This is a genomic window from Serratia sp. K1WW1, from assembly GCF_055790865.1.
Genome location: NZ_CM147697.1, coordinates 3,478,409 through 3,503,660 on the forward strand (window position 1 = coordinate 3,478,409; position 25,252 = coordinate 3,503,660).

Genomic DNA, 25,252 nt, shown 5'->3' on the forward strand with positions numbered 1-25,252 from the left:
CAGGGTAAAAAAAAGGGGCCCGCTACTGGCCCCAGGTTTTTATTACTGCCCGCTCAAGACGCGGGCCGGATCGATGCGGCTGGCACGTCTGGCCGGATACCAACTGGCCAGCAGGCTAAGCACGATTGCCGTACCCAGTACGATAGCTACATCCAGCCAGTGCAGCTCGGACGGCAGGAAATCGATAAAGTAGATGTCGCCAGACAGGAAAGAGTGGCCCATCAGCTTTTCGATGCCCTTGATGATATTGGTCAACTGTAACGAGGCAATCACTCCAACCACTACCCCGCTAAGGCTTCCTACCAGCCCGGCCAACAGGCCATACCAGACAAAGATGGCGCGGATAAAGCCGTCTTTGGCTCCCAGCGTACGCAGCACGGCAATGTCGCCACTCTTGTCCTTCACCGCCATCACCAGGGTGGAAACAATGTTGAAACAGGCCACGCCGATCACCAGCACCATCGCCAGATACATGATGGCGCGGATCATCTGAATATCGCGATACATAAATCCGTAAGTGCCAATCCAGCTCTTGATATAGACGGTGGCATCGGCGACTTCCCCGGCGTCACGCACCAGCTTGTTAGCGGCGAACACGTCGTTGACCTTGATGGCGATGCCGGTGACACTGTCACCCATATCCAGATATTGCTGGGCATCCGCCAACGGCACCATGGCCAAGCTGTGATCGAGCTGGCCGCTAAGTTGCAGGATACCGGTGACATGCAGGCGAATACGCTTCGGCTGCAACAGTTTCATCTCAGGATCGCTGTTGGGGATCATCACCGTGACGTAAGAGCCCTGCTTCACGCCCAGAGCGTCGGCTACCCCTTTGCCCAGGATCACCTGCTGCTCACCGCTTTTGAAGTTAGCCCAGGCATCGCCCTGCACATAACTTGGCAGCGCGCTGAGCTGCTTTTCCTGCGCAGGATCGACCCCTTTTACCTGGACGGCGCGAAGCTGAGCACCATTTTCCATCAGCCCGGTAAAGCTGATATAGGGTGCCGCAGCCAAAATGCCCGGTACTTTTTCGACCCGTTGCAGGATCTCCGGCCAGCCGGTGAACGGTTGCTTAACCGGCTCGATCTCACCGTGCGGTACCACCGCCAGAATACGGTTCTGCAGTTCACGTTCGAAGCCGTTCATCGCGCTCAGCCCGACGATCAGCACCGCCACGCCCAGCGCGATGCCGATGGTGGAGATCACCGAGATCAACGAAACCATGCCGCCGCGCCGCCGGCCACGGCTGAAGCGCAGCGCCATCAGCAATGAAAGTGGCGAAGCGCTCATTACTCGGCCCCCATCAGGGTCAGTTGTGCCTGTAGATGGCCGTCTGCCATTTCCAACTGGCGGCTCAGGCGTTTAGCGAGTTGCAGATCGTGGGTGACCACCAAAAATGCGGTACCCTGGCGTACGTTCAATTCGCCCAGCAAATCGAAGATGCTGTCTGCGGTGCGCTTATCCAGGTTGCCGGTCGGCTCATCCGCCAACACCAGCGAAGGGTTATTCACCAACGCACGGGCAATCGCCACGCGCTGACGTTCACCGCCGGAAAGCTCGGACGGGCGGTGTTTGCTACGTTTTTCCAGGCCCACGGCCGCCAGCATCTCCTGCGCCTTTTCCTTCGCCAGCGCCGGTTTCATGCCGCCGATCAGCAGCGGCATCGCGGCGTTCTCCAGCGCGGTGAAATCTGGCAGCAGATGATGGAACTGATAGATAAAGCCGAGCTGGCGGTTGCGCAGTTCGGCTTTAGCAGTGGAAGAAAGCTTGTTCAACGACTGCCCTTTGTAAATCACCTCTCCCGAAGTGGGCGAATCCAGCCCCCCCAGCAGGTGCAGCAAAGTACTCTTACCGGAACCCGAGCTACCGACGATCGCCATCATCTCGCCCGGTTGCATGGCAAAACTGACATTGCGCAGCACGTCGGTATGCAGGTTGCCTTCCTGATAGGTTTTACACAGGCGCTCACACTGCAATAAAGGATGGTTACTCATAACGTAAAGCCTCAGCGGGTTGTACGGCGGCAGCGCGCCATGAAGGGTAAAGCGTGGATAACAGCGAGACCGCCATCGCCACTACGGCAATGATCGTCACCTGGAGAGGGTCAACCGCCACTGGCAGAGAAGCTCCGTCGATCAACGCGCCAAGGATCGGCATCAGGTTGTTCAGATTGGTGGCAAGCAGAACGCCTAACAGCGTGCCCAGCAACGAACCGATAATCCCAGCGCTGGCCCCCTGCACCATAAAGACCGACATGATCTGCCGCCGCGTCAGGCCCAGGGTTTGCAGAATGGCCACTTCGCCCTGCTTCTCCATCACCAACAGGCCCAGCGAGGTAATGATATTGAATGCCGCCACCGCCACGATCAGGCTAAGCAGCAGCCCCATCATGTTTTTCTCCATGCGCACCGCCTGGAACAGCTCGCCCTTGCGTTCGCGCCAGTCTTTCCACTGGGTGCCTTCCGGCAGCGTTTGCTGGCTAAGGGTGTCCACCGTCAACGGCTGTTGCAGGAACAAACGCCAGCCGGTGATATTGCCCGCCGGGTAGCGCATCAGACGTGAAGCATCTTGCTGGTTCGCCAGCAACTGATAGCCGTCCACTTCGCTATTGGCATGGAAGGTGCCAATCACGGTGAACAGACGTTGGCTTGGGATCCGCCCCATCGGGGTGAACTGGCTGGCGCTCGGCACCATCAGACGCAGCTGATCGCCACGCTTGACGCCCAACTGCCCGGCAAGCTGTTCACCGATAATCAGGTTGTACTCACCCGGTTGCAGCTGTTGCTGTTTAACGTTGACCAGATAAGGCGTCAGCGGATCGGGCTGTTGTGGGTCAACCCCCAACATGACGCCAACGGCCACGCTGCGAGCGCTTTGCAGCACCACATCGCCGGTAGTCAACGGGGTGACTCGGGTGACACCATGCAGGTTTTGCACGGCAGAGGCTGGCAGCTGTTCAGGGTTGATAGAACCCTGTTTGCTGGTGATCAGCGCCTGCGGCATGAGCCCCAGGATGTTGTTTTCGAGATCTTTCTCGAAGCCATTCATCACTGAAAGCACCGTCACCAGCGCCATCACCCCCAGCGTAATGCCAATGGTGGATAGCCAGGAAACAAACCGCCCAAAGCGGTCTGAGGCTCGCCCGCGCATATAACGCAGGCCAATAAATAACGCGACAGGTTGATACATGAAATCCGTTTTGTTGCCGTAGCTTAAGCAAAGTGATCAAGGATAATAAAGGCTCTACCGGGTTTATGGAACCACCCGGCCGGTTTTATTCATCATGTTTGCACGGGTTTACAGAAAATGCCGGATTTTGACCTTCCTGAGGCACGGGTGTTTCTACTGACAGCCACTTAACCGTTTGACAATCCGTTGACAACGGGCAAATTAATAGACTGAACGAATCAATGCCAACCACATGAGGTAGCCATGACCGTTACGTCCCACTGCATCACCGCCGCCGATATTGCCAAAGCGGCCGAAATCCTGCAAAACCACGCGATCCGCACACCAGTAATGACTTCCCGCCAGGCGGATGAGATCGCCGGTGCCCAGCTCTTTTTCAAGTGCGAGAATTTCCAGCGCATTGGGGCCTTTAAATTCCGTGGTGCCTTTAACGCCATCAGCCAATTGACCCCGGCCCAGCGCCAGGCCGGAGTGATCGCCTTCTCATCCGGTAACCATGCGCAGGCCATGGCGTTGGCGGCCCGTGAGCTTGGGGTAAGCGTCACCATTGTGATGCCACATGACGCCCCCGCCGCCAAGCTGGCTGCAACCCGCGGCTATGGAGCTAACGTGGTGATCTATCAGCGGCAAACCGAAGACCGGGAAGCCATCACCCAACGGTTAGCAGCGGAACAGGGCTTAACGGTGATCCCACCTTACGATTATCCGCAGGTGATGGCTGGCCAAGGCACCGCAGCTAAAGAGCTGATCGAAGAAGTTGGCCCGCTGGATATTTTGCTGGTTTGTACCGGTGGCGGCGGGCTGCTCTCTGGATGCGCCATTGCGGCACATCACTGGTCGCCCGGTTGCCGGGTATTTGGCGTCGAACCCGAGGCGGGCAACGATGTGCAACAGGCGTTCCGCAGCGGTGAAAAAGTGTGGATCCCGGTACCAAAAACCATTGCCGACGGCGCACAGACCCAGCAGGTAGGCAATCTCACCTTCCCGATCATTCAACACTATGTGGAAGATATCCTGACGGTGACCGACCAACAGCTGTGCCAGCAAATGCGTTTCTTTATGGAGCGGATGAAGATGGTGGTCGAACCAACCGGTTGCCTGGCTGCCGCTGCGGCGATGAATCAGGTCATCGATCTGCGGGGCAAAAAAGTCGGGGTGATCGTCAGCGGTGGCAACGTGGACGTCGATAAAATCGGCCAGTATCTCGCCATGGCGCAGAATTGATTAAATTACCGCCAACAGGAAGCTTGCTCGCGCTTTTACCGGTGTCAGTTTATACGCTGCTGGGCTAGTATAACCAAGGTAAAAGGTGATGGGCTTGAACCACTTTATAGCCCCCTCTCCCAAAGGGAGAGGGAACCGAATGTGCCTTAGCCATACTCCGTTACCTAACCGCAACACCGTTCCAGCTCCCTCTCCTTGGGGAGAGGGTTGGGGTGAGGGAGAACGAGTTAGCTTTAGCCAAACGCCAGGTAAACAGGATTTTGTGGTATTCACGCGTCAAGCGCCACGGTGAACACCACAAAAACTGTTATTCAATTCATTGATTAAAGATAACTGAATGAGCATTTCTGATAAAAGCCGCAGCTCCGCATCCTCCTACCGTTACTCTCTTCCTGACCGCGCGGGCGATTTACGCCAGCTAGGACAGCTCACCGGTTCTGCCTGTGCCGTTGAATGCGCCGAAATCGCCGAACGCCATCCCGGCCCGGTGATGCTCATCGCCCCGGATATGCAGAATGCATTGCGGTTGCGTGACGAAATCCAGCAGTTTACCGATCAGATGGTGACCACCCTTTCCGACTGGGAAACGCTGCCGTACGACAGCTTCTCGCCCCATCAGGAAATCATCTCGGCGCGGCTTTCCAGCCTGTATCATCTGCCGACCATGGCACGCGGCATCATCATTTTGCCGGTGAATACGCTGATGCAACGCGTCTGCCCGCATGAGTTCCTGCATGGCCATGCGTTGGTGATGAAAAAGGGCCAACGGCTGTCGCGGGATCTGCTGCGGGCACAGTTGGAACAGGCCGGTTACCGCAGCGTCGATCAGGTAATGGAACATGGCGAATTTGCTACGCGCGGAGCGCTGCTTGACCTGTATCCCATGGGCAGCGAAGAGCCTTATCGCATCGACTTTTTCGACGACGAGATCGACAGCCTGCGCACCTTTGATGTGGATAACCAACGCACGTTGAGCGAAGTGGACGCCATCAACCTGCTGCCAGCGCACGAGTTCCCGACCGATAAGGCCGCCATTGAGCTGTTCCGCAGCCAGTGGCGTGAACAGTTTGAAGTACGCCGCGACGCCGAACATATTTATCAGCAAGTGAGTAAAGGCACCTGGCCTGCCGGTATCGAATACTGGCAACCGCTGTTCTTCAGCCAGCCGCTGCCTTCCTTGTTCAGCTATCTGCCAGCCAATACGCTGCTCGTCAACACCGGCAACCTGGAAGGAGCAGCCGAACGTTTCTGGCTGGATGTCAATCAACGCTATGAGAACCGGCGGATCGATCCGATGCGGCCGCTGCTGGCCCCGGATACCCTATGGCTGCGGGTCGATGCGCTATTTGCCGAGCTGAAAGCCTGGCCGCGAATGGCGTTGAAAACCGAGGAACTGCCTGCCAAAGCCGGTTGCACCAACCTGGGCTATCAAACCCTGCCGGATCTCGCCGTCCAGGCCCAGCAGAAGGCCCCACTGGATAATCTGCGACGTTTTATTGAAAGCTTCACCGGTGGCGTGGTCTTCTCGGTAGAGAGTGAAGGCCGCCGCGAAACCCTGCAAGATCTGCTTGGCCGCATCAAGCTGAGTACCAGCGTGATCCATCATCTGGATGAGGTCGAAGCATCGGGCCGTTACATGATGGTCGGTGCCTCCGAGCGTGGCTTCCTGGATACGCTGCGTGATCGGGCGTTGATCTGTGAAAGCGATCTGCTCGGTGAACGCGTCAGCCGTCGTCGGCAGGATAATCGCCGCACCATCAATACCGATACCCTGATCCGCAACCTGGCAGAGCTGCACCCAGGGCAGCCGGTGGTGCATCTGGAACACGGCGTTGGCCGCTACGTTGGCCTGACCACGCTGGAAGCTGGGGGCATCAAAGCGGAATATCTGATCCTCTCCTATGCCAGTGAAGACAAGCTGTACGTGCCTGTCTCTTCCCTGCACCTGATCAGCCGCTATGCCGGAGGAGCCGACGAGAACGCCCCGCTGCACCGGCTTGGCGGGGATGTCTGGTCGCGAGCCAGGCAGAAAGCCGCCGAACGCGTGCGTGACGTGGCCGCCGAGCTGTTGGACATCTATGCCCAACGTGCCGCCAAGAGCGGTTTTGCGTTCAAACATAATCGTGAGCAGTATCAGCTGTTCTGCCAGACCTTCCCGTTTGAGACCACGCCAGATCAGGAACAGGCCATCAACGCGGTGCTGAGCGACATGTGCCAGCCACTGGCGATGGATCGTCTGGTCTGCGGCGACGTTGGCTTTGGTAAAACCGAAGTCGCGATGCGTGCCGCCTTCCTGGCCGTCGAAAACGGTAAGCAGGTCGCGGTACTGGTGCCAACAACCCTGCTAGCGCAGCAGCACTTCGACAACTTCCGCGATCGCTTTGCCACCTGGCCCATCCGCATCGAAATGATGTCGCGTTTTCGCAGCGCCAAAGAACAGCAACAGATCCTGGAAGAGGCGGCCGAGGGCAAGGTCGATATCCTCATCGGCACCCATAAGCTGTTGCAGAGCGATCTGCGCTGGAAAGATCTGGGGCTGTTGGTGGTTGATGAAGAACACCGCTTTGGCGTACGTCACAAAGAGCGTATCAAGGCGATGCGTGCAGACGTAGATATTCTGACGTTAACCGCCACACCAATCCCGCGAACCCTGAATATGGCCATGAGCGGCATGCGCGATCTGTCGATCATTGCTACCCCACCGGCCCGCCGTCTGGCAGTGAAAACCTTTGTCCGCGAGTACGACAGCCTGGTGGTGCGCGAGGCCATCCTGCGTGAGGTACTGCGCGGCGGCCAGGTGTATTACCTGTATAACGACGTCGAGAATATCGATAAGGCCGCCGAACGCCTGGCGGAGCTGGTGCCAGAAGCGCGGATTGCCATTGGCCACGGCCAGATGCGGGAACGCGATCTGGAACGGGTGATGAACGATTTCCACCACCAGCGCTTCAACGTGCTGGTCTGTACCACCATTATTGAAACCGGCATCGACATCCCCAGCGCCAATACCATCATTATCGAACGGGCAGACCGCTTTGGCCTGGCACAATTGCATCAGCTACGTGGCCGTGTCGGGCGTTCGCACCATCAGGCCTATGCTTATCTGTTAACCCCGAACCCGAAGGTCATGAGCACCGACGCACACAAGCGGTTGGAAGCGATTGCCTCGCTGGAAGATTTGGGGGCCGGGTTCGCGCTCGCCACCCACGATTTGGAAATCCGTGGTGCAGGGGAACTGCTGGGGGAAGACCAAAGCGGCCAGATGACCACCGTGGGCTTCTCGCTGTATATGGAGCTGTTGGAAAGCGCCGTCGACGCTCTGAAGAACGGGCGTGAGCCTTCGCTGGAAGATCTCACCAGCAATCAGACGGAAGTGGAACTGCGCATGCCAGCGCTGCTGCCCGATGACTTTATCCCAGACGTGAATACCCGTTTGTCGTTCTATAAACGCATTGCCAGCGCTAAAAATGAGGGTGAACTGGAGGAACTGAAGGTTGAGCTGATTGATCGCTTTGGCCTGCTGCCGGATGCAGCGCGTAACCTGCTGCAAAGCGCGGCGATGCGTCAACAGGCGCAGATACTGGGGATCAAGCGTATCGAAGGCAACGAGCGCGGGGGCTTTATCGAGTTTGGCGAGAAGAACCGGGTCGATCCGGGTTATCTGATTGGCTTGCTGCAAAGCAAACCGCAGGTTTACCGCCTGGATGGGCCAACCAAGCTGAAGTTTATGCTGGATCTCACTGACCGGGCCGAACGACTGAAGTTTATCGGCGAGTTGCTGGCGGCGTTCCGGGAACATACTTTGGCAGTTTGATCACCGCACCGTTCTAGCGCCCTTTTAAGGGGAAAGTAGTTCCCTGATAAGGACGCCAGAACGGCTCCCTCTCTCTGTGGAGAAGGTTGGTGTGAAGGGTAAACTCCGAAGATCAGACCTTGGTCAGCACCAACTGGCCACTTCTATCCAGCGGGATCTGGGTGCCTGGATCGTGATCCATGCGGATTTTGCCCTGCTGGTCGCCAATCTTGTAAGTCACGTCATAGCCCAGCATTTTCTGCGATTTGTCATACACCGTTTTGCAGCGCTGCTGCGTGCTGGTGGTAGTGTCGTTGTCTTGCAAGGCCCCCTGCACCTGGTGACCGGCATAGCCACCACCCAACGCACCTACTACGGTCGCAACATCACGGCCCCGGCCACCGCCAAACTGGTGACCAATCACCCCCCCAGCAACTGCGCCCAGCACGGAGCCAGCGATGCGGTTTTCATCCTGAACCGGCGCACGATGGGTCACCGTGACGTCCCGGCACTCCTGCCGAGGGGTTTTGATGGTTTCTTTGATCGGTGTTGCGGCGAGAACCTGCGCATATTGTGGGCCGGGAGTGAATACGTCCAGACCGGCTACGGCAGCAATTCCCAGAGCGGCTGCAATACCAATCCCAACACCGGCTAACATTGATTTGTTCACAGGAAATCCTCCTGAATGTGTTACCACGCATTATGCACCGGGCAAACTCGCATTGATCACAGGCGATTCCCCCGGTTTACGGCGTGCGTGACGCGCCGTCTGTAAACTCCCTAAAGTCTGCACAAGGAAGTTCACCCTCGCAATAAGACTCAATGAGCAAAACACCCTGAAAACGGGCCAAAACCAATGAATTGAGAAGAATCCTATCCCTGCCTGTCCCCTTTCTCATGGCATTAAAAAACCCACGCGGCAAGCCTACGTGGGTTTTCATCAACCGAACTAGCGGGTTAAAACATCAGTGCATCTTCAAGCGCGGACGGATCACGCGGTTGATACCCCCCACCAGCATCATCAGGCCGGTTTTGGTATAGCCGTGCAGCGCTACCTGGTGCATACGGTACAGCGAAATATACACCACGCGGGCGATACGCCCTTCGACCATCATCGAACCACGCATCAGGTTGCCCATCAGGCTACCTACGGTGCTGAAGCGGGAAAGCGAGACCAGAGAACCGTGATCCTTATAAACGTAAGGCTTCATCGGCTGATCGTGCATCATCGCCAGGATGTTGCTATAGCAACGTGATGCCATCTGGTGGGCAGACTGTGCCCGTGGTGGCACAAAGCCGCCACCTTCACGTGGGCAGGACGCGCAGTCACCAATAGCAAAGATGTTGGCATCGCGGGTAGTTTGCAGCGTTGGTTCAACCACCAGTTGATTGATGCGGTTGGTTTCCAGCCCGGCAATCTCTTTCATAAAGTCCGGTGCTTTGATACCCGCTGCCCACACCATCAGATCGGCATTGATAAATTCGCCGCCTTTGGTGTTCAGGCCATGCTCATCGGCACTGGTCACCATGGTATTGGTTAATACCCGCACGCCAAGCTTGTTCAGCTCCTGGTGCGCCGCTGCGGAAATACGCGGCGGCAGCGCTGGCAGAATACGCTCACCGGCTTCAACCAGGGTAACCTTCAAGGCGCTGTTATCCAGCCCTTCAAAGCCGTAGCTGTGCAGCTGTTTGACCGCGTTATGCAGTTCTGCCGACAGCTCAACGCCGGTAGCCCCACCGCCCACGATGGCGATATTCACGCTCTCCTTCTCTTGCGGATTGGCAGAGAACCTGAGGAACAGGTTCAACATCTCGTTATGGAAGCGGTGCGCCTGATTCGGGTTATCCAGGAAGATGCAGTTATCTCTTACCCCCGGGGTGCCAAAGTCGTTCGAGGTGCTGCCGAGCGCCATCACCAGGATGTCGTAGCTCAACTCGCGGGCGGGAACCAGCTGGCAGCCCTGCTCATCGCAGATCTGCGTCAACTGCAGCGTTTTATTTTCACGGTCAATGTTGACCAGTGAACCCAGTTGGAAGTTGAAGAAGTGGTTACGCGCATGCGCCAGGTAGTTCAACGCATCCACACCGTCATCCAGAGAGCCGGTAGCCACTTCATGCAGCAACGGCTTCCACAGATGGCTGTGGTTGCGATCCACCAGCGTGATCTCCGCTTTATGCTTACGACCCAGTTTATGGCCCAGGCTGGTTGCCAGCTCCAGACCACCGGCACCACCGCCGACAATAACGATTTTCTTCTTTGGCGTTGTCAAAATGACCCCCTGAATGTGAACCAATTGTTGCCTAAGGGTAAATAAATAATATCCTTAGAATACATAGGGTTCGCTTAAGTTAAACCTGCAATCTGGGGCCAGAATAACACGAGAGGTTATTTGGTCATACCAAAATTGATGTACGTCAAAGTTTTTTGGTTAAAGGCTGGACGAAGGGTTTTTTTGAGGATTGTGATTCAAATAGTTAGCGTGAGATCACAGTTTTGCATTTTGCTGCCCACCGACGAAAACGGGCACGATAAAAACAAAAAAGCCGCAATGGCTGCCCTTTAGGAACAACATTCACGGCTTGGTTAAGCGTTATAGGACTGTTACGCCAGCGTCTTGAAAGCCTTGATACGCTGAAGGTGTGGCGAGATGTTTTTAAACTTGTGACTCTGCTGCTCATCCCAGACGATTTCATAATACTTGTGCAGCAACTCGGCACTACGCTGGCTGTCCAACACTTCGTCCTGACGAGAAAGCACCACCAGGCAGCGATCGCGGTTCTTCTCGCGGAAATCTTCCACGCATTTGGTGGCGATATCGCGATACTCTTCCGGCCGGTCGATCTTGCCGTGCATATGTTCTTCCGGGTACAGGTTCGGGTTGAAGATCACCTGACGGATACCGCACAAGAAACCGATACGTTCGGCCCAAAAGCCCCCAAGACCCACGCCGCAGATCAGAGGATGGGCATCCCCTTCCTGCTGAACCGCCTTGTCCACCTCTTTCAATAAATGCTGCATATCATGGCGCGGATGCAAAGTGCTGTAGCTGATAAAGCGCACGTCCGGATCGATGAACTGTAACTGCATAATCTTTTCATGATTGCCGGGACTGGTGGAATCGAAGCCATGCAAATAGATAATCATGTGGTTCCTCGCAACAAGCTGGGGGCCGCTGGCAGCCCCCATTATTAACGCCGCCTTCATGCGGCGCCCTGGCCGTTCACCCCGCTGAGCGTTGCTTATGCTCTTCCCAGCGTTCATGCAATTGACTCAGCGCATGATGCGCCTTTTGCCAACGGTCGGAATCGCGCAGTTCCTGACGGGTGAACTGACCGCGATGATATAACCGCTGCAATTTCTCTACTTTGACCGGGGACAGGTTATCTAACACGCTGACTGCCCCTGCCCGATTATTACAAACCAGGATCATATCGCAACCGGCATCCAGCGCCGCCTGGCCACGCTCGGCATAGCTGCCCATGATCGCCGCCCCTTCCATCGACAGATCGTCAGAGAAGATCACGCCCTCAAAGCCTAGCTCCTGACGCAAGATTTGCTGCAGCCAGTAAGGCGAGCCGCTGGCCGGGCGCGGGTCTGCTTCAGTATAGATAACATGGGCTGGCATGATGGCATCCAGCAATCCGCGTTGGATCAGCTCGCGGAAGATAGTCATATCATGTTCGCGGATTTGGGCCAATGGCCGTGGATCGCGCGGGGTTTCTTTATGCGAGTCCGCCGTGACCGCGCCATGCCCTGGGAAATGCTTGCCGGTGGTTTTCATCCCGGCGCTGTGCATCCCCTGGATAAAGCGTTCGGCCATCACTAACGCCTGCTGCGGATCGTTATGGAAAGAGCGTTCGCCAATCGCCGCGCTGGCGTGGCCGATGTCCAATACCGGGGCAAAGCTGATATCAATATCCTGGGCAATCATTTCCGAGGCCATCAACCAGCCAGCTTCCTGGGCCAGACGCCCGCCTTCCTGAGCATCGTTGAGCGCCGCAAAGGACTGCGCCGCCGGTAAGCGGGTAAAACCTTCGCGAAAGCGCTGCACACGCCCGCCTTCCTGATCCACTGCCACCACCAGCCGCGAATGCGAGGCCGCGCGGATCTGGCGAACCAGCTCACGCAACTGCTGCGGATCGGCAAAGTTGCGGGTAAACAGGATCAGGCCCCCTACCAGCGGGTGTTTTAAAATCTCGCGTTCTTCTGCGTCCAGCTCATAGCCGACGACATCTAGCATTACTGGGCCCACGGCCACCTCACATCAGTATTCATGATTAGTTTGACGATGATAAACAAAAACGCTGGTATAACGCTGCGCCCCAACGCAAAAATTCCGCATCCCGACACTGCTGCCAGCGCACTTCACACCACATCAGTATCAGATAATCCACCCACGGCAACCAACGCTGGACCTGTGAGGCCAACTGCGGCAAATCGGCATAGCCGTGAGGTTGGTATTGCTCCAAAAAGCGTTGTTGCACAGCCGGGGAAAATTGATTGAAGCGAAACATCGCCGCCAGCTCCAGGGCGATATCGCCATCGGCGGCATACTCCCAGTCGATCAGCCTGAGCTGCCCGGCCTGTCGCAGCAGATTGCCAGCATGAATATCCATGTGCAGCGTTGCCAACTGCAACGGGCGCGGCATGGTGCCGTTGGTGAAATAGCGCTGCCAACGCAGCCAGGCAGGCGTGATCCGCCGGCGATCAATTTGCTGCCAATAGCGGGTAAATTGCTGTTGCAGATCCAGCCGGTAACCACTCAACCCACGGTTATGCAACCGGGCGGTCAGCTCTGCCAACTCCCCGTTGGCCGTTAAGGATGCAAACGCCGTTTCGTCAACGCTCTCACCGGCAAGCCATTCGACGATCAACCACTCAGGGCTCTGTAACCACACCTTTGGACCTATGCCCAATCCAGCGCGCTTCAGCACTTGCCCCTCACGCCGACGGTTAACGCCGAGCATGTGTTTTTCCGGCGTCTGCGGACGGGCCAGCAGTTGCACATCGCCACTGTCGATCCGCCAGCTCTCGCCGCTCAACCCTTGTACCAGGCTAAAATGACAACCGGCGGTATTTACCGCCGGCAGTCTGTTACTCAAGAGTCGCCGCAGCTGGGATTCAGTATTTGACGTCGCCATTGCCTGACCAGACGATCTCGCCGGTTTGCACCAGCATCAGCTGCATTTCCATCGCTGGTGACTTCACATCGCCACTGACGGCGCTATACAACACGTATTGCGCGTTGACGATGCGCGCCAAGCCAATCGCCTTGCTGCGCGATCCGAGGCTGTCTTCCGCCGACAGGCCCAGCGTCTGTTTGGCGCTCGCCAACTGCGATTCCGGCACGACGGCAAAGGTGTTGTTGGATGCCAAAGCCTGGTGCAGCGCCGAAGTGGCGTTGCCGATGCTCAATGAGCCATTGGTATTGTTTTTCACGCTGTCCAACAGCAATACGCTGCCAGGCGTGACACCATCGGCCTTCAGCATCTGATTGACCAACGGCTGCACGCTACCCAGCCAGTCAAGCTGCTGGATCTTCGGCGGCTGTGGCACCGGCTCGGTGGTTGGTGGCAACGGTTCAGGCTGAGGCTCTGGTTGCGGCTGTGGCTCGACCGTCACCGGTGCCGTAGGCTCTGGCGGGCGTGATGGACAACCGGTTAACACCAACGCGGCCAGCGCCACCCATAGGAACTTTTTCATTACCTTCTCCAACGTAACCCAAAACTTATAAGTATAAATACAGACGTACACGCTTGGCATCAAGGTTGCCATTCAACGAATAAATCTCGGCGTCTGAATTGGCAGCGACGGTGACCGTGCGCGGCTGTTCAAAAGGCAGGATGTCCAGCCCCTGTTTGTCATACCAGTAGAAACGATAGTGGAGGGTCACCGGCGTCGTCTGGGTGTTGCTGAGCACCGAACTGGCCCGCAGACGGCCAGACGCGTCGGCAATAGACGGGTTATCCGCCAGAATACCCGCCGTCAGTACCGGTGAATCCATCACCACCGTTTGCCGTTCATTGACCGAGATGCCCTTCGGGCTGCTACAGCCCATCAGCATCGCGGCGGGGAGCACCAGCGCCATCAAGTAACGCGTCGTGTGAATATAGCGCATGGTCTTCCTCGGTTAACGTGACAACAACGGGCCCAGAGCGCGCCCACCGACTAAATGCATATGAATATGATAGACCTCCTGCCCGCCGTGACGATTGCAATTGATGAGCAAGCGGTAACCGTCTTCGGCAATTCCTTCCTGCTCGGCAATTTTGGCCGCCACGGTGATCATACGGCCTAATGCGGCCTCGTGTTCCACGGTCACATCGTTCACCGTTGGGATCAGCACGTTCGGCACGATCAGGATATGGGTCGGTGCCTGTGGGGAAATATCACGAAATGCGGTAACCAGTTCGTCCTGATAGACCACATCGGCAGGGATTTCACGGCGAATAATTTTACTGAAAATCGTTTCTTCGGCCATCTGGAACTCCTTGTTCAGCGAAAATATTGGTTTACGCAGTATCGTGACAAATTCTACTGCTATCAACCCGATTGCGCACTTTCCGTATCGAATGATGGAGAATCACTCAACCTTACGAGTTTACCGGCGGTTATTGGCTACCGATCAACTGAGGCGCATGGTCACGCATCCAAGCGGCCAACGAGTCTAACGTGGGGCGCAACGTTTTACCCAGCGGCGTTATCTGGTACTCCACCCGTGGTGGCACCTCTGGAAACACCTGGCGAGTGACAAGACCGCATTGTTCAAACTGACGGAGCTGACGCGTCAGCTCTTTTTGCGCAATTGGCGCCACCGCGCGCTGTAATTCGCTAAAGCGTATCGGGCCGTCGATCACCATCAGGCGATACAGGATTGGGATGGCCCATTTTCCCGAAACCAAATTGACGAAGCTCACCATCGGGCACGGATCCCCCGCAGGTGGTAACGCATAATTTTTTTCAACCTGCCCCTTCACTGTTGACGCCATTGCATCCCACCTTGTCCTTTAGTATCCAAATGGTACCTACTATGCAAAAGGTACTGACAGACCAATAATGGCGTAACTGACCAACGAGAGGAAGGGTTATGTCACGATTAGCAGGTAAATACGCGTTGATTACCGGGGGAACCAGCGGCATAGGGCTGGAGACGGCCCGGCAGTTTATTGCCGAAGGAGCCACCGTGGCGATCACTGGGCGCAGCGCTGGCGGGTTAACAGCAGCTGGCGAAACGCTAGGGAATGTCGTGCTGTTGCACAATGACGCTGGGGATATCGGCCAACAACCGATTTTGGCTGCACAGTTGGCCAAAAGCTGGCCCCGGTTGGATATCCTGTATATCAATGCCGGTGATGTCACCCACCTGCCGTTGCAGGAATGGGATGAACAGCGCTATGACCAACTGATGAACACCAATCTCAAAGGCCCACTGTTTTTGATCCAGGCTCTGTTGCCGTTGCTGGGCAATCCCGCCTCGGTGATCCTGTGTGGTTCCGTCAGCGCACATATTGGCCTGGCGCAAAGCAGCGTCTATGCCGCCAGTAAAGCCGGGATTTTGTCTTTGGCGCGTTCACTTTCAGCCGAGTTGCATCCGCGCGGTATTCGCGTCAACGGCCTCAGCCCTGGCCCAACGGCAACTCCGGCGCTGGGTAAGCTGGGTTTACCGGCACAGGCTGAACAGGCGTTGCGCGAAGAGATCCACGCGCTGGTGCCGATTGGCCGCATGGGGACCGCGCTGGAATTGGCCAAAGCCGCCGTATTCCTCGCGTCTGACGAATCCAGCTACATGGTGGGCAGTGAACTGCTGATCGACGGTGGCGTGGGGAATTTAGCGCGGAGTTGAAAGGCTGTTGTAGGGGCGCGGCATGCTGCGCCCAATGAGATCCTGCCACAGTTTGCTCCACCCGTTTAGCGCCTCAGCAAAACGTCTAACCTGGCTTTCACCCCACACCATTCATCATCGATGATGCTGAACCTGACCGAGTTACGTTTGCGTCCGTCGGGCATGATGCGCTCATGGCGTACAATCCCCTCCTGCTTGGCACCAATCCGCAGAATTGCCGCGCGTGACCTGTCGTTCAGTTCGTCAGTGGTGAACTGGACCCGTACCGCCTGTAAAACCTCAAAGGCGTAGCCAAGCAGCAGGTATTTCGCTTCGGTATTCACGCCGGTGCGCTGCACCGATTGGCTCAGCCAGGTGTGGCCAATTTCCATTTTGCGATTAGCCCGGTCGATTTTCCAGAAACGGGTACTGCCGATAATACGCCCGCTATCCCGCTGAACAATGACAAACGGCAGCATGGAACCAGCATCACGGCCTACCACGGCGGTGGCAATATAGCTGTCGATAGTACTGGCACTCGGCACTGCGGTAACCTTCAGGTTCCACAGCTCGCCATCAGCCGCAGCGCTCAGCATTGCCTCGCGGTGCTCTGGCTGCAAGGGCCGTAGTTCGATTTGATTGCCAATCAACGTTGGTGGTTTGAGCACGGATGGGGTGGGCATTTTTCCCTCTCTTGCAGCAATCGATAGACTGCCATCAGCATCGCAATAAACAGGGAAAAAACCAACAAATTAAGCAGGATGTACACTGAGCCTGTTCAGCTTAATTGTTCTATGTAACAAAGCGCTGATTTATTACCAGGCAGGATTACTGTTAACATTCGCGTGGGTGCTCTGGATCTTTTTGTCCTGAGCATTAGCAAGGGATAGAAAGAGAAAAGCCCCGAATCGATGTAAATCAACCCGAGGCCACTCTTATGCTCCAACAACATAAAGGTAGCCTCTTACCCGCCGAAAGGCAAGGACAAGGAGGCTATCATGCCGCAAAAATTAGTAGTAATGGCCCTGGTTATTCTCTGTATCACCATACTGGTGTTTACCTGGATGACCAGGAAAAGACTCTGTGAGATCCGCATTCGTAGCGGAGAAACGGAGGTTGCGGCCATGATGGCTTACGAATCCGCAAGGTAAGGCAACCCAACGGCGGGGCTCGCCCCGCCTGTTGGTTGTTTGAGCAGAGATCCATGAGCACCCCTCCCTATCTTGTTAAGCAATCCCATACAACAGAGCCCGCAGCCGCCATAGCATAGGTAAGAAAAATAGGTGTAAAAAACCAATGAGTTATATAGAAATTCGTCACCGCAAGAAACGGGCAAAAAACCAATAAATAACAAGGATGAGCACTGAGCCGGCTCAGCTTAATTGTTCTATGTAACAAAGCGCTGATTTATTACCAGGCGGGATTAGGGGTAAAATTCGCGTGGGTGCTCTGGATCTTTTTGTCCTGAGCATTAGCAGGGATAGAAAGAGAAAAGCCCCGAATCGATGTAAATCAACCCGAGGCCACTCTTATGCCCAAACACCATAAAGGTAGCCTCTTACCCGCCGAAAGGCAAGGACAAGGAGGCTATCATGCCGCAAAAATTAGTAGTAATGGCCCTGGTTATTCTCTGTATCACCGTACTGGTGTTTACCTGGATGACCAGGAAAAGACTCTGTGAAATCCGCATTCGTAGCGGAGAAACGGAGGTTGCGGCCATGATGGCTTACGAATCCGCAAGGTAAGGCAACCCAACGGCGGGGCTTGCCCCGCCTGTTGGTTGTTTGAGCTGAGATCCATGAGCGCCCCTCCCTATCTTGTTAAGCAATCCCATACAACAGAGCCCGCAGCCGCCATAGCATAGGTAAGAAAAATAGGTGTAAAAAAACCAATGAGTTATATAGAAATTCGTCACCGCAAGAAACGGGCAAAAAACCAATAAATAACAAGGATGAGCACTGAGCCGGTTCAGCTTAATTGTTCTATGTAACAAAGCGCTGATTTATTACCAGGCAGGATTGCTGTTAACATTCGCGTGGGTGCTCTGGATCTTTTTGTCCTGAGCATTAGCAAGGATAGAAAGAGAAAAGCCCCGAATCGATGTAAATCAACCCGAGGCCACTCTTATGCATGAACACCATAAAGGTAGCCTCTTACCCGCCGAAAGGCAAGGACAAGGAGGCTATCATGCCGCAAAAATTAGTAGTAATGGCCCTGGTCATTCTCTGTATCAACGTACTGGTGTTTACCTGGATGACCAGGAAAAGACTCTGTGAGATCCGCATTCGTAGCGGAGAAACGGAGGTTGCGGCCATGATGGCTTACGAATCCGCAAGGTAAGGCAACCCAACGGCGGGGCTCGCCCCGCCTGTTGGTTGTTTGAGCAGAGATCCATGAGCACCCCTTCCATCAAAAAAGAAGTCTTCCCCGCCTTTACTAGCACTATCTCGTTCCCAATGGCCTCTTCTTTTTGACAATGTGCCACCATTAAGGGAAAGTTATAGCGTAAGTCACCACCATACCAAGGGCATTAGTTCGTTTTTCAATATATATCTTGTTATTAAACTCATAGTTGCCCACGGGATGACATACTCTAATACTCATGTCTAAATCTGCATCATTAACTTCTGCCCCAGTACAACTGTTGCGACTCCCGTACGCATAGGAATACGTCGTAGTATATGAAGATGTTTTACCGGGTAGATAGTAAGTAGCCGTTATTAATAACATGATAGCGACAAGCACCGTTACAATGCTAATAGCGCCATAAAGCTTAATATAATCAATGAATTTACTGCTGTTAAACGCGCCACTTCTGATAATTAAAAGTGAGATAAGCAAAGCCAGTGCCAGCGACGTCACAAGCATATAACGCACACTTGTTCGATTCAGAAAGGTTTGACGATAGATCTCACCATGCCATAGCATCATCCCAAAAACGAATCCCAAAAATAGTATCGTCACGCTAAAAAGATAAGGATAAGAGTATTTTTTCATCGCCAATGTCCTTCTGGCTGGCTTCATGAAGCTAATTTTTTGTACTAACGGATATAAACTTAATACCGAACTCATGTCAATAACGGTTACTAGCTCAGAAAAGAGCATAAAAAAAGGGAGGCCTAAGCCTCCCCATTAACTCCCCTACCTGAATCAGTTGTTACGGATGTATTCATCCATATCGGTTTTCAGGTTATCGGATTTGGTACCAAAGATCGCCTGAACGCCTGAGCCAGCCACAACTACACCGGCAGCACCCAGTTTCTTCAGACCAGCCTGGTCGACCTTGGATACGTCGGCCACGCTAACGCGCAGACGGGTAATACAGGCATCCAGGTTGGTGATGTTCTCTTTACCGCCGAATGCCTGAACCAGCGCAGCAGACATTTCAGAACCGCCCTGAGCCACCTGCTCGGAAGCATTGTCTTCACGGCCAGGGGTTTTCAGATCCAGTTTGGCAATCAGCACGCGGAAGATGGTGTAGTACACCAGACCGTAGATGACACCAACGATTGGGAACAGCCAGATTTTGCTGCTGTTGCCGCTCAGTACGATGAAGTCGATCAGGCCGTGTGAGAAGCTGGTACCGTCACGCATACCCAACAGAATACAGATTGGGAACGCCAGGCCTGCCAGGATCGCATGGATTACGTACAGGATCGGCGCAACGAACATGAAGGAGAACTCGATCGGCTCGGTAATACCGGTCAGGAACGAGGTCAGCGCAGCGGAGATCATGATACCGCCGACTTTGGCACGGTTTTCCGGCTTGGCTGAGTGCCAGATGGCAATCGCTGCAGCAGGCAGACCATACATTTTGAACAGGAAGCCACCAGACAGCATACCCGCAGTTGGGTCACCCGCCATGTAACGCGGAATATCGCCGTGGAACACTTGACCGGCCGCATTGGTATATTCACCAATCTGCATTTGGAACGGAACGTTCCAGATGTGGTGCAGACCAAACGGTACCAGCGCACGCTCAACAAAACCGTAGATACCGAATGCCACCACTGGGTTCTGATAAGCCGCCCATTCGGAGAAGGTCTGGATAGCCGTACCGATTGGCGGCCAGATGAAGGAGAGGATCACACCCAGAATGATAGCGGCCAAACCAGAGATGATCGGCACAAAACGCTTACCGGCAAAGAAGCCCAGGTATTCTGGCAACTGAATGCGGAAGAAGCGGTTAAACATGTAGGCAGCAATGGCACCGGAGATAATCCCCCCGAGCACACCGGTATCCGCCAGGTGTTTGGCCGCAATCTCTTCGGCTGGCAAATGCAGCACCAGCGGCGCAACCACGGCCATGGTTTTCACCATGATGCCGTAAGCCACTACCGCGGCCAATGCAGAAACACCGTCGTTGTTAGTGAAGCCCAGGGCAACACCGATAGCGAAGATCAACGGCATATTGGCGAATACGGAACCGCCGGCTTCCGCCATCACGTGAGAGACTACCAGCGGTAGCCAGCTAAAGTTGGCGGAACCGACGCCCAGCAGGATACCTGCGATAGGCAATACGGAAACCGGCAGCATCAGCGATTTACCTACTTTTTGCAGGTTGGCAAATGCGTTCTTGAACATAGTTGAGTGTGCTCCTGAGTAATAGTGCTTTGCTACTTCTCGCGAATTTTCGCGTTGCAGAGGGGGGAGAGAAAACCCCTGCATTTTCAGGGTGTCTGAGCACCCCTTTAATTTTTACGCAGAGTAAAATAAATACCCTGAACAATGTTTGATGGCAGTCACGTTTCGATGAATCTGACAGGCCATTTTTCAAAAATCGTCTACTTTTTGTAAAGAAAGATGAAAATTTGCCCGGCCGATCCCCTGAAACGGGTGGGAACATTACCCGTTTCGAGGATTAATTACGAGCTTAAAAAGAATTAGATTATCGCCAGCGGTTCGCTAAGCCTGGGCGAAGGATCAGAGTTCGATGTGAAACAAACGTGAAAAGTTGGCGGTGGTCGCTTGCGCCAGGTTTTCCAGACTGACGCCCTTCAATACGGCCAGGTATTCTGCGACGTCACGCACATAGGCGGGTTGGTTTTCTTTGCCGCGATGAGGCACCGGCGCCAGGTATGGCGAGTCGGTTTCCACCAGCATGCGATCCAATGGCACATAGCGGGCCACCTCGCGCAGCGGCTCGGCGTTACGGAAAGTGACAATGCCGGAAAACGAGATATAGAAGCCCAGATCGAGCAAGGCTTTAGCCGTTGGCAAATCTTCGGTGAAGCAATGCAGCACGCCGCCGCAATCCTGTGCGTTCTCTTCGCGCAGAATGGCCAACGTATCTTCACGCGCGTCACGCGTATGCACAATCACCGGCTTGTTGAGATCCCGGCCAATACGAATATGTTGGCGGAACGACTCTTGCTGTAACGGGATATTGTCTTGCTGATAGAAGTAATCCAGCCCGGTTTCCCCCAGGGCAACCACCTGCTCTGCCGCAGCCAGACTGCGCAGTTCGGCATAATCGTAGCCCCCCTCCAGATTCAACGGATGAACGCCACAGGAGAACGCGACATCGTTACGTTGACCGATCAGTTGGGTCATCGCCTGGTAACCCGGCAGCGTGGTGGCAACCGCCAGTACAAAACCCACATCCTGCGCTTTGGCTTTGACCAGGGCATCGTCCACGCTGTGGTGCAAGGTGGCGAAGTCCAGGCTGTCGAGGTGGCAGTGAGAATCTACTAATAACATGATAATTAACTCTTTTACAACGAATGAGGGAGTGAGTAACCGGTAGCGCCGAGCATCTGCTCCCAACCGAGTAACTGTTCTGTCAGCAACAGCTCGCGATTAACGCCGACCACACTGAGTAACTGATGGCGGCAGTTAAGCCACTGCTGCATGATTTGCTGGAGCGAAACGCTGCTCAAACGGCTGGCCAACTGCTGGACCAGCGGCAGTTGATCCTGGTTCAGAGCATAGCTCGCGGCCCCCTGCTGGTATTTCATCGCATCCATCAGCAACGCGCATAGCCAGTGTAGCCGGTCCGCCACGTCGTCATGGTTCAGTGCCGGCAACAGGGCCAACATATCGCACTGCGGCAGAGCGGTGTTCAAGGCGTTACACAGTGCGGCCCGCTGTTGCCAGCGATTCGGTTGCAGCAACTGTTCGGCAGCAAGTGGAGCACCGCCATGCAAGCGTAATGCGGTCAGACGATCGACCGGATTGCCCGCGCCCTGGCGGTTAAGCCATTGCAGACTCAGCTGTTCATCCGGGCTGGCCAGATGCCAGTAGAAACAGCGGCTACGCAGAGTCGCCAGCAGGCTTGAGGGCTCACGGCAACCGAGCAGGAAGTAGGTATTGGCCGGAGGCTCTTCCAGAGTTTTCAGCAAGGCGTTGGCGGCGGCCTCGGTCAACAGTTCTGCCTGCGACAGCCACACCACCTTGGCTCCCCCCTGCTGGGCATGGGAATAGAGGACCTCAATCACCTGGCGGATCGGTTCGATACCCAGGCTACTTTTGCCCTTTTCCGGGGCCAATACGTGGTAGTCCGGGTGGTTGCCTGCCAGCATCAACCGACAGCTGTGACACTCACCGCAGCTCTTTTCACCATTGCGCTTTTGGCAGATCAGCCAACGGCTCAGGGCATAGAGTAGCTCAGCATCGCCGTTGCCCACCGCCGCATGCAGCAGTAATGCGTGATGGCCACGCCCAGCCGCATACTGCCCCACCAAATGACGATAGGGAGAGTTAAGCCACGGGTACCAGTTCATTACGCCCCTTCCTGCTGTTGCAGCCACTGTACGACCACCTGGCGAATATCGGCGGTGACCTGTTCCAGCGTTTGTGCCGCATCTATGGTAACTATACTCGCATCCTGCGCCGCCAGTTCAAGATAGCGCGCGCGGGTACGTTCAAAGAACGGCAGCGCTTCTTGCTCAATACGATCCAACTCTCCGCGCGCGCGCGCCCTTTGCAGGCCCACCGACGGAGGTAAGTCGAGATACAGGGTCAGGTCGGGGCGGAAGTCACCCAATACCGTATCACGCAGCGAACTCATCAAGTGTGGGTCGATTCCCCGCCCCCCGCCCTGATAGGCTTGCGCGGAAAGATCGTGACGATCGCCAACCACCCAGGCTCCCCGCGCCAACGCCGGTTTGATCACGGTTTCCACCAGTTGCACCCGCGCGGCATATATCATCAGCAGTTCCGCCTTGATGGTCGGCAAATCGCCGTCTGCACCGCATTTAAACAGCTCGCGCAGCTTCTCCGCCAGTGGCGTACCGCCCGGTTCACGGGTAAACACAATGTCGTTAATACCCTGCTCGTTAAGCACGTTGACCACGGTATTGCGCGCGGTGGTTTTACCCGCGCCTTCCAACCCTTCAATCACTACAAAGTTACTTTTCATTCTTTTCCTTTTGTACCTGCCGATAGACACGCACCGCAGCATTATGGCTTGCCAGGTTGGTGGTGAACGTATGGCCACCCTTGCCGTCGGCAACAAAGTACAAATAATCGGTTTTAGCCGGATTGGCTGCAGCTTCCAGTGAAGCACGGCTCGGCATGGCAATCGGCGTTGGCGGCAGGCCACTGATCACATAGGTGTTATAGGGCGTTGCCGTCTCCAGATCCTTACGGGTGATGTTACCGGTGTAACTGTCGCCCATGCCGTAGATCACCGTAGGATCGGTTTGCAGACGCATGCCCAAACGCAGGCGATTGATAAACACCGAAGCGACCTTGGTGCGTTCCTCCGCTACCGCAGTCTCCTTCTCAACGATCGAAGCCATCGTCAGCAACTCTTCCGGCGTTTTGTATGGCAAGCTGGTGTCTCGCGCATGCCAAACGTCCTGCAATGCCTTGTACATCCGCAACTGCGAGCGCTTTAACAATGCCTGATCGGTGGTTCCTGCCGTATAGAGATAGGTATCTGGATACAAACGGCCTTCCAGCACGCCACCTTCTGGCAGCCCCAGCGCCTTGGCGATTTCCGCCTCGCTTTTACCTGCCAGGGTATGTTTGACATACTTGGAGTCTTGCAGCACCTGCAGCCAATCTTTCAGACGCGAACCCTCGATAAAGCGTGCGCTGAACTGGGCTTCTTTGCCGCTCGCCAACAGTTTCAGCATCTGGCGCACCGTCATCCCCGGGGTTAAACGGTAGGTGCCCGCCTTGAATTCGGCCAGTTCCGGCTCCAGGCGCAGTAACCACGGGAACCAGCGGCCATTGTGGATCAACTTGTCGCGTACCAGCAGCCCTTCCAGCGCCACACGGCCAGTGCCTGCAGGCAGTTTGAAGTAGGTTTCCTGCCCAATCGCCAGCGGAGTCTCGGCAAAGCGTTCAATCCGCTGATGCCCCCAATACAGCGAAGCCAACGCCAGGAGCAGCAGCAGTACAACAATCTTGAGCTTTTTTCTCTTCATCAATCAGCCATCATTAACAATGTGGTCGCAAAAAATCATACAGTTGGCGCGAAGGATAGCGCCATGATTGTGCCCTATTCACCGGCAGCAACGGCATCAGCGCGTTGCATATCAGCACTTCCTCCGCATCGGCCAGCGTCTCTAGCGGTTCACTGACGTAATGCAGTAGATACTCGCTGCCCGCCAGAAGTTCAATCACACGGCGGCGCATCACACCGGCGACACCGGCCTGATCCAGATTTGGCGTAAAGACGTTTTTTCCTTTGCGCCAGAACAAATTAGCCGCACAGCATTCCACCAGCATACCCGCAGTGTCAAGCACCAGCGCCTCATGGGCATCGGCCTGGTCAAGATGTGCACGGATCAACACTTGCTCCAGGCGGTTAAGGTGCTTCAAGCCAGCCAGCAATGGATTACGCCCCAGCGCAACCGGGCTGAGAGCCAGACTGATCCCTTCCTCACGCCATGACAGGTAATGCGTGGGATAGGTGCTGCGTGAAACGATCCGTGTAGGAGCAGCACAGCCGTGCGGGCTGTATCCTCGTCCACCGGTGCCTCTGGTCAGTATCGCTTTAACCACGCCCAGGGAGAGAGAGCCTGCCGCATGGCGCATCTCAAGTTCCAATGCCGCCCAGTCCACCGCTGGCAGTAGCAATCTCTGCGCCGCCTGCTGCATCCGCTCAAGATGCCAGGGGAAAAGATCGATGTTGCCCTCCACTACTCTGGCAGTGGTAAAGCAGCCGTCGCCAAACTGCAAACCGCGATCGCTGGGTGCCAGGGCGTCATGTTGTTGTCCGTTGATCCAGTACATGCGTTTCCTCACTGTGTTATCACTACAGCATAACAGG

Annotated in this window: 26 protein-coding genes; 6 read left to right on the forward strand and 20 right to left on the reverse strand. The window is 55.3% G+C overall.

Translation table 11 applies throughout. The annotated features are described in order from the left end of the window. Positions 1–42: 42 nt before the first annotated feature. The 3 genes from lolE to lolC are packed head-to-tail and all read right to left on the reverse strand — an operon-like array spanning position 43 to position 3,189. Positions 43–1,290, reverse strand: coding sequence for a lipoprotein-releasing ABC transporter permease subunit LolE (gene lolE, locus ACX9GU_RS15735; protein WP_473192159.1), 1,248 nt, complete (start codon positions 1,288–1,290; stop codon positions 43–45). Next, on the reverse strand, positions 1,290–1,994 hold the full coding sequence (gene lolD, locus ACX9GU_RS15740) for a lipoprotein-releasing ABC transporter ATP-binding protein LolD (RefSeq protein WP_473192160.1): 705 nt from the start codon (positions 1,992–1,994) through the stop codon (positions 1,290–1,292). Before lolD ends, lolE begins: the two co-directional genes overlap by 1 nt. Beyond that, positions 1,987–3,189 (reverse strand): lipoprotein-releasing ABC transporter permease subunit LolC, encoded by a 1,203-nt coding sequence (gene lolC, locus ACX9GU_RS15745; RefSeq protein ID WP_094981845.1) that lies wholly within the window; start codon positions 3,187–3,189, stop codon positions 1,987–1,989. Before lolC ends, lolD begins: the two co-directional genes overlap by 8 nt. Before the next feature lie 243 nt (positions 3,190–3,432). On the opposite strand from lolC, the gene ACX9GU_RS15750 reads away from it, so the two are divergent. Next, positions 3,433–4,413 (forward strand): threo-3-hydroxy-L-aspartate ammonia-lyase, encoded by a 981-nt coding sequence (locus ACX9GU_RS15750; RefSeq protein WP_473192161.1) that lies wholly within the window; start codon positions 3,433–3,435, stop codon positions 4,411–4,413. 337 nt (positions 4,414–4,750) lie between these two features. Further along, positions 4,751–8,227, forward strand: a complete 3,477-nt coding sequence (gene mfd / locus ACX9GU_RS15755; RefSeq protein ID WP_473192162.1) for a transcription-repair coupling factor — start codon at positions 4,751–4,753, stop codon at positions 8,225–8,227. A gap of 112 nt (positions 8,228–8,339) precedes the next feature. Here mfd and ACX9GU_RS15760 read toward each other — a convergent pair whose 3' ends face one another. The 9 genes from ACX9GU_RS15760 to ACX9GU_RS15800 all read right to left on the reverse strand — a co-directional run bounded on the left by ACX9GU_RS15760 (position 8,340) and on the right by ACX9GU_RS15800 (position 15,127). Next, the gene (locus ACX9GU_RS15760) at positions 8,340–8,876 is read right to left on the reverse strand and encodes a glycine zipper 2TM domain-containing protein (RefSeq protein WP_473192163.1); all 537 of its coding nucleotides are present in this window, start codon (positions 8,874–8,876) and stop codon (positions 8,340–8,342) included. Positions 8,877–9,171: 295 nt separating this feature from the next. Then, entirely contained in the window at positions 9,172–10,476 is a 1,305-nt protein-coding gene (locus tag ACX9GU_RS15765; protein WP_473192164.1) for an NAD(P)/FAD-dependent oxidoreductase, read from the reverse strand. A gap of 332 nt (positions 10,477–10,808) precedes the next feature. After that, on the reverse strand, positions 10,809–11,351 hold the full coding sequence (ycfP, locus tag ACX9GU_RS15770; protein WP_024485957.1) for an alpha/beta hydrolase YcfP: 543 nt from the start codon (positions 11,349–11,351) through the stop codon (positions 10,809–10,811). A 76-nt stretch (positions 11,352–11,427) separates the two neighbouring features. After that, on the reverse strand, positions 11,428–12,447 hold the full coding sequence (gene nagZ / locus ACX9GU_RS15775) for a beta-N-acetylhexosaminidase (RefSeq protein ID WP_473192165.1): 1,020 nt from the start codon (positions 12,445–12,447) through the stop codon (positions 11,428–11,430). A gap of 37 nt (positions 12,448–12,484) precedes the next feature. Further along, entirely contained in the window at positions 12,485–13,348 is an 864-nt protein-coding gene (locus ACX9GU_RS15780; RefSeq protein ID WP_473192166.1) for a phosphotransferase, read from the reverse strand. After that, positions 13,329–13,910 (reverse strand): penicillin-binding protein activator LpoB, encoded by a 582-nt coding sequence (gene lpoB / locus ACX9GU_RS15785; protein WP_473192167.1) that lies wholly within the window; start codon positions 13,908–13,910, stop codon positions 13,329–13,331. The genes ACX9GU_RS15780 and lpoB overlap by 20 nt, the downstream gene beginning before the upstream one ends. A 25-nt stretch (positions 13,911–13,935) precedes the next feature. Then, positions 13,936–14,325 (reverse strand): YcfL family putative periplasmic lipoprotein, encoded by a 390-nt coding sequence (locus ACX9GU_RS15790; RefSeq protein ID WP_021804705.1) that lies wholly within the window; start codon positions 14,323–14,325, stop codon positions 13,936–13,938. 12 nt (positions 14,326–14,337) lie between these two features. Further along, positions 14,338–14,688: a purine nucleoside phosphoramidase gene (gene hinT, locus ACX9GU_RS15795; RefSeq protein ID WP_021178295.1), complete on the reverse strand. Its 351-nt coding sequence runs from the start codon at positions 14,686–14,688 to the stop codon at positions 14,338–14,340. A 130-nt stretch (positions 14,689–14,818) separates the two neighbouring features. Then, positions 14,819–15,127, reverse strand: a complete 309-nt coding sequence (locus tag ACX9GU_RS15800) for a winged helix-turn-helix transcriptional regulator (protein ID WP_024485953.1) — start codon at positions 15,125–15,127, stop codon at positions 14,819–14,821. A 167-nt stretch (positions 15,128–15,294) separates the two neighbouring features. Between ACX9GU_RS15800 and ACX9GU_RS15805 the strand changes: the two genes are divergently transcribed. Further along, positions 15,295–16,050 (forward strand): SDR family oxidoreductase, encoded by a 756-nt coding sequence (locus ACX9GU_RS15805; RefSeq protein ID WP_473192168.1) that lies wholly within the window; start codon positions 15,295–15,297, stop codon positions 16,048–16,050. A 65-nt stretch (positions 16,051–16,115) separates the two neighbouring features. Here ACX9GU_RS15805 and ACX9GU_RS15810 read toward each other — a convergent pair whose 3' ends face one another. Further along, a complete protein-coding gene (locus tag ACX9GU_RS15810; protein ID WP_473192169.1) occupies positions 16,116–16,712 on the reverse strand; it encodes a GNAT family N-acetyltransferase in 597 nt (198 codons plus the stop codon). A gap of 315 nt (positions 16,713–17,027) precedes the next feature. Between ACX9GU_RS15810 and ACX9GU_RS15815 the strand changes: the two genes are divergently transcribed. The 3 genes from ACX9GU_RS15815 to ACX9GU_RS15825 all read left to right on the forward strand — a co-directional run bounded on the left by ACX9GU_RS15815 (position 17,028) and on the right by ACX9GU_RS15825 (position 18,369). Further along, positions 17,028–17,180 (forward strand): type I toxin-antitoxin system Hok family toxin, encoded by a 153-nt coding sequence (locus ACX9GU_RS15815; protein WP_473192170.1) that lies wholly within the window; start codon positions 17,028–17,030, stop codon positions 17,178–17,180. 441 nt (positions 17,181–17,621) lie between these two features. After that, a complete protein-coding gene (locus tag ACX9GU_RS15820; RefSeq protein WP_021178298.1) occupies positions 17,622–17,774 on the forward strand; it encodes a type I toxin-antitoxin system Hok family toxin in 153 nt (50 codons plus the stop codon). A gap of 442 nt (positions 17,775–18,216) precedes the next feature. Further along, a complete protein-coding gene (locus tag ACX9GU_RS15825) occupies positions 18,217–18,369 on the forward strand; it encodes a type I toxin-antitoxin system Hok family toxin (RefSeq protein WP_473192171.1) in 153 nt (50 codons plus the stop codon). 147 nt (positions 18,370–18,516) lie between these two features. Here ACX9GU_RS15825 and ACX9GU_RS15830 read toward each other — a convergent pair whose 3' ends face one another. From ACX9GU_RS15830 to pabC, 7 genes are all read right to left on the reverse strand, one after another. Further along, positions 18,517–19,026, reverse strand: a complete 510-nt coding sequence (locus ACX9GU_RS15830) for a hypothetical protein (protein WP_473192172.1) — start codon at positions 19,024–19,026, stop codon at positions 18,517–18,519. A 153-nt stretch (positions 19,027–19,179) separates the two neighbouring features. Beyond that, positions 19,180–20,613 carry a PTS glucose transporter subunit IIBC gene (ptsG, locus tag ACX9GU_RS15835; protein WP_021804710.1) on the reverse strand — a complete coding sequence of 478 codons (1,434 nt, stop codon included), beginning with the start codon at positions 20,611–20,613 and terminating at the stop codon, positions 19,180–19,182. Between the two features lie 339 nt (positions 20,614–20,952). Beyond that, positions 20,953–21,729, reverse strand: a complete 777-nt coding sequence (locus tag ACX9GU_RS15840) for a metal-dependent hydrolase (RefSeq protein ID WP_473192173.1) — start codon at positions 21,727–21,729, stop codon at positions 20,953–20,955. A 14-nt stretch (positions 21,730–21,743) separates the two neighbouring features. Beyond that, positions 21,744–22,751: a DNA polymerase III subunit delta' gene (gene holB / locus ACX9GU_RS15845; RefSeq protein ID WP_473192174.1), complete on the reverse strand. Its 1,008-nt coding sequence runs from the start codon at positions 22,749–22,751 to the stop codon at positions 21,744–21,746. Then, positions 22,751–23,389: a dTMP kinase gene (tmk, locus tag ACX9GU_RS15850; protein WP_473192175.1), complete on the reverse strand. Its 639-nt coding sequence runs from the start codon at positions 23,387–23,389 to the stop codon at positions 22,751–22,753. Before tmk ends, holB begins: the two co-directional genes overlap by 1 nt. Beyond that, positions 23,379–24,404 carry an endolytic transglycosylase MltG gene (mltG, locus tag ACX9GU_RS15855; protein ID WP_166734780.1) on the reverse strand — a complete coding sequence of 342 codons (1,026 nt, stop codon included), beginning with the start codon at positions 24,402–24,404 and terminating at the stop codon, positions 23,379–23,381. Before mltG ends, tmk begins: the two co-directional genes overlap by 11 nt. A gap of 13 nt (positions 24,405–24,417) precedes the next feature. Then, the gene (gene pabC, locus ACX9GU_RS15860) at positions 24,418–25,215 is read right to left on the reverse strand and encodes an aminodeoxychorismate lyase (RefSeq protein WP_473192176.1); all 798 of its coding nucleotides are present in this window, start codon (positions 25,213–25,215) and stop codon (positions 24,418–24,420) included. Between the last annotated feature and the right edge of the window lie 37 nt (positions 25,216–25,252).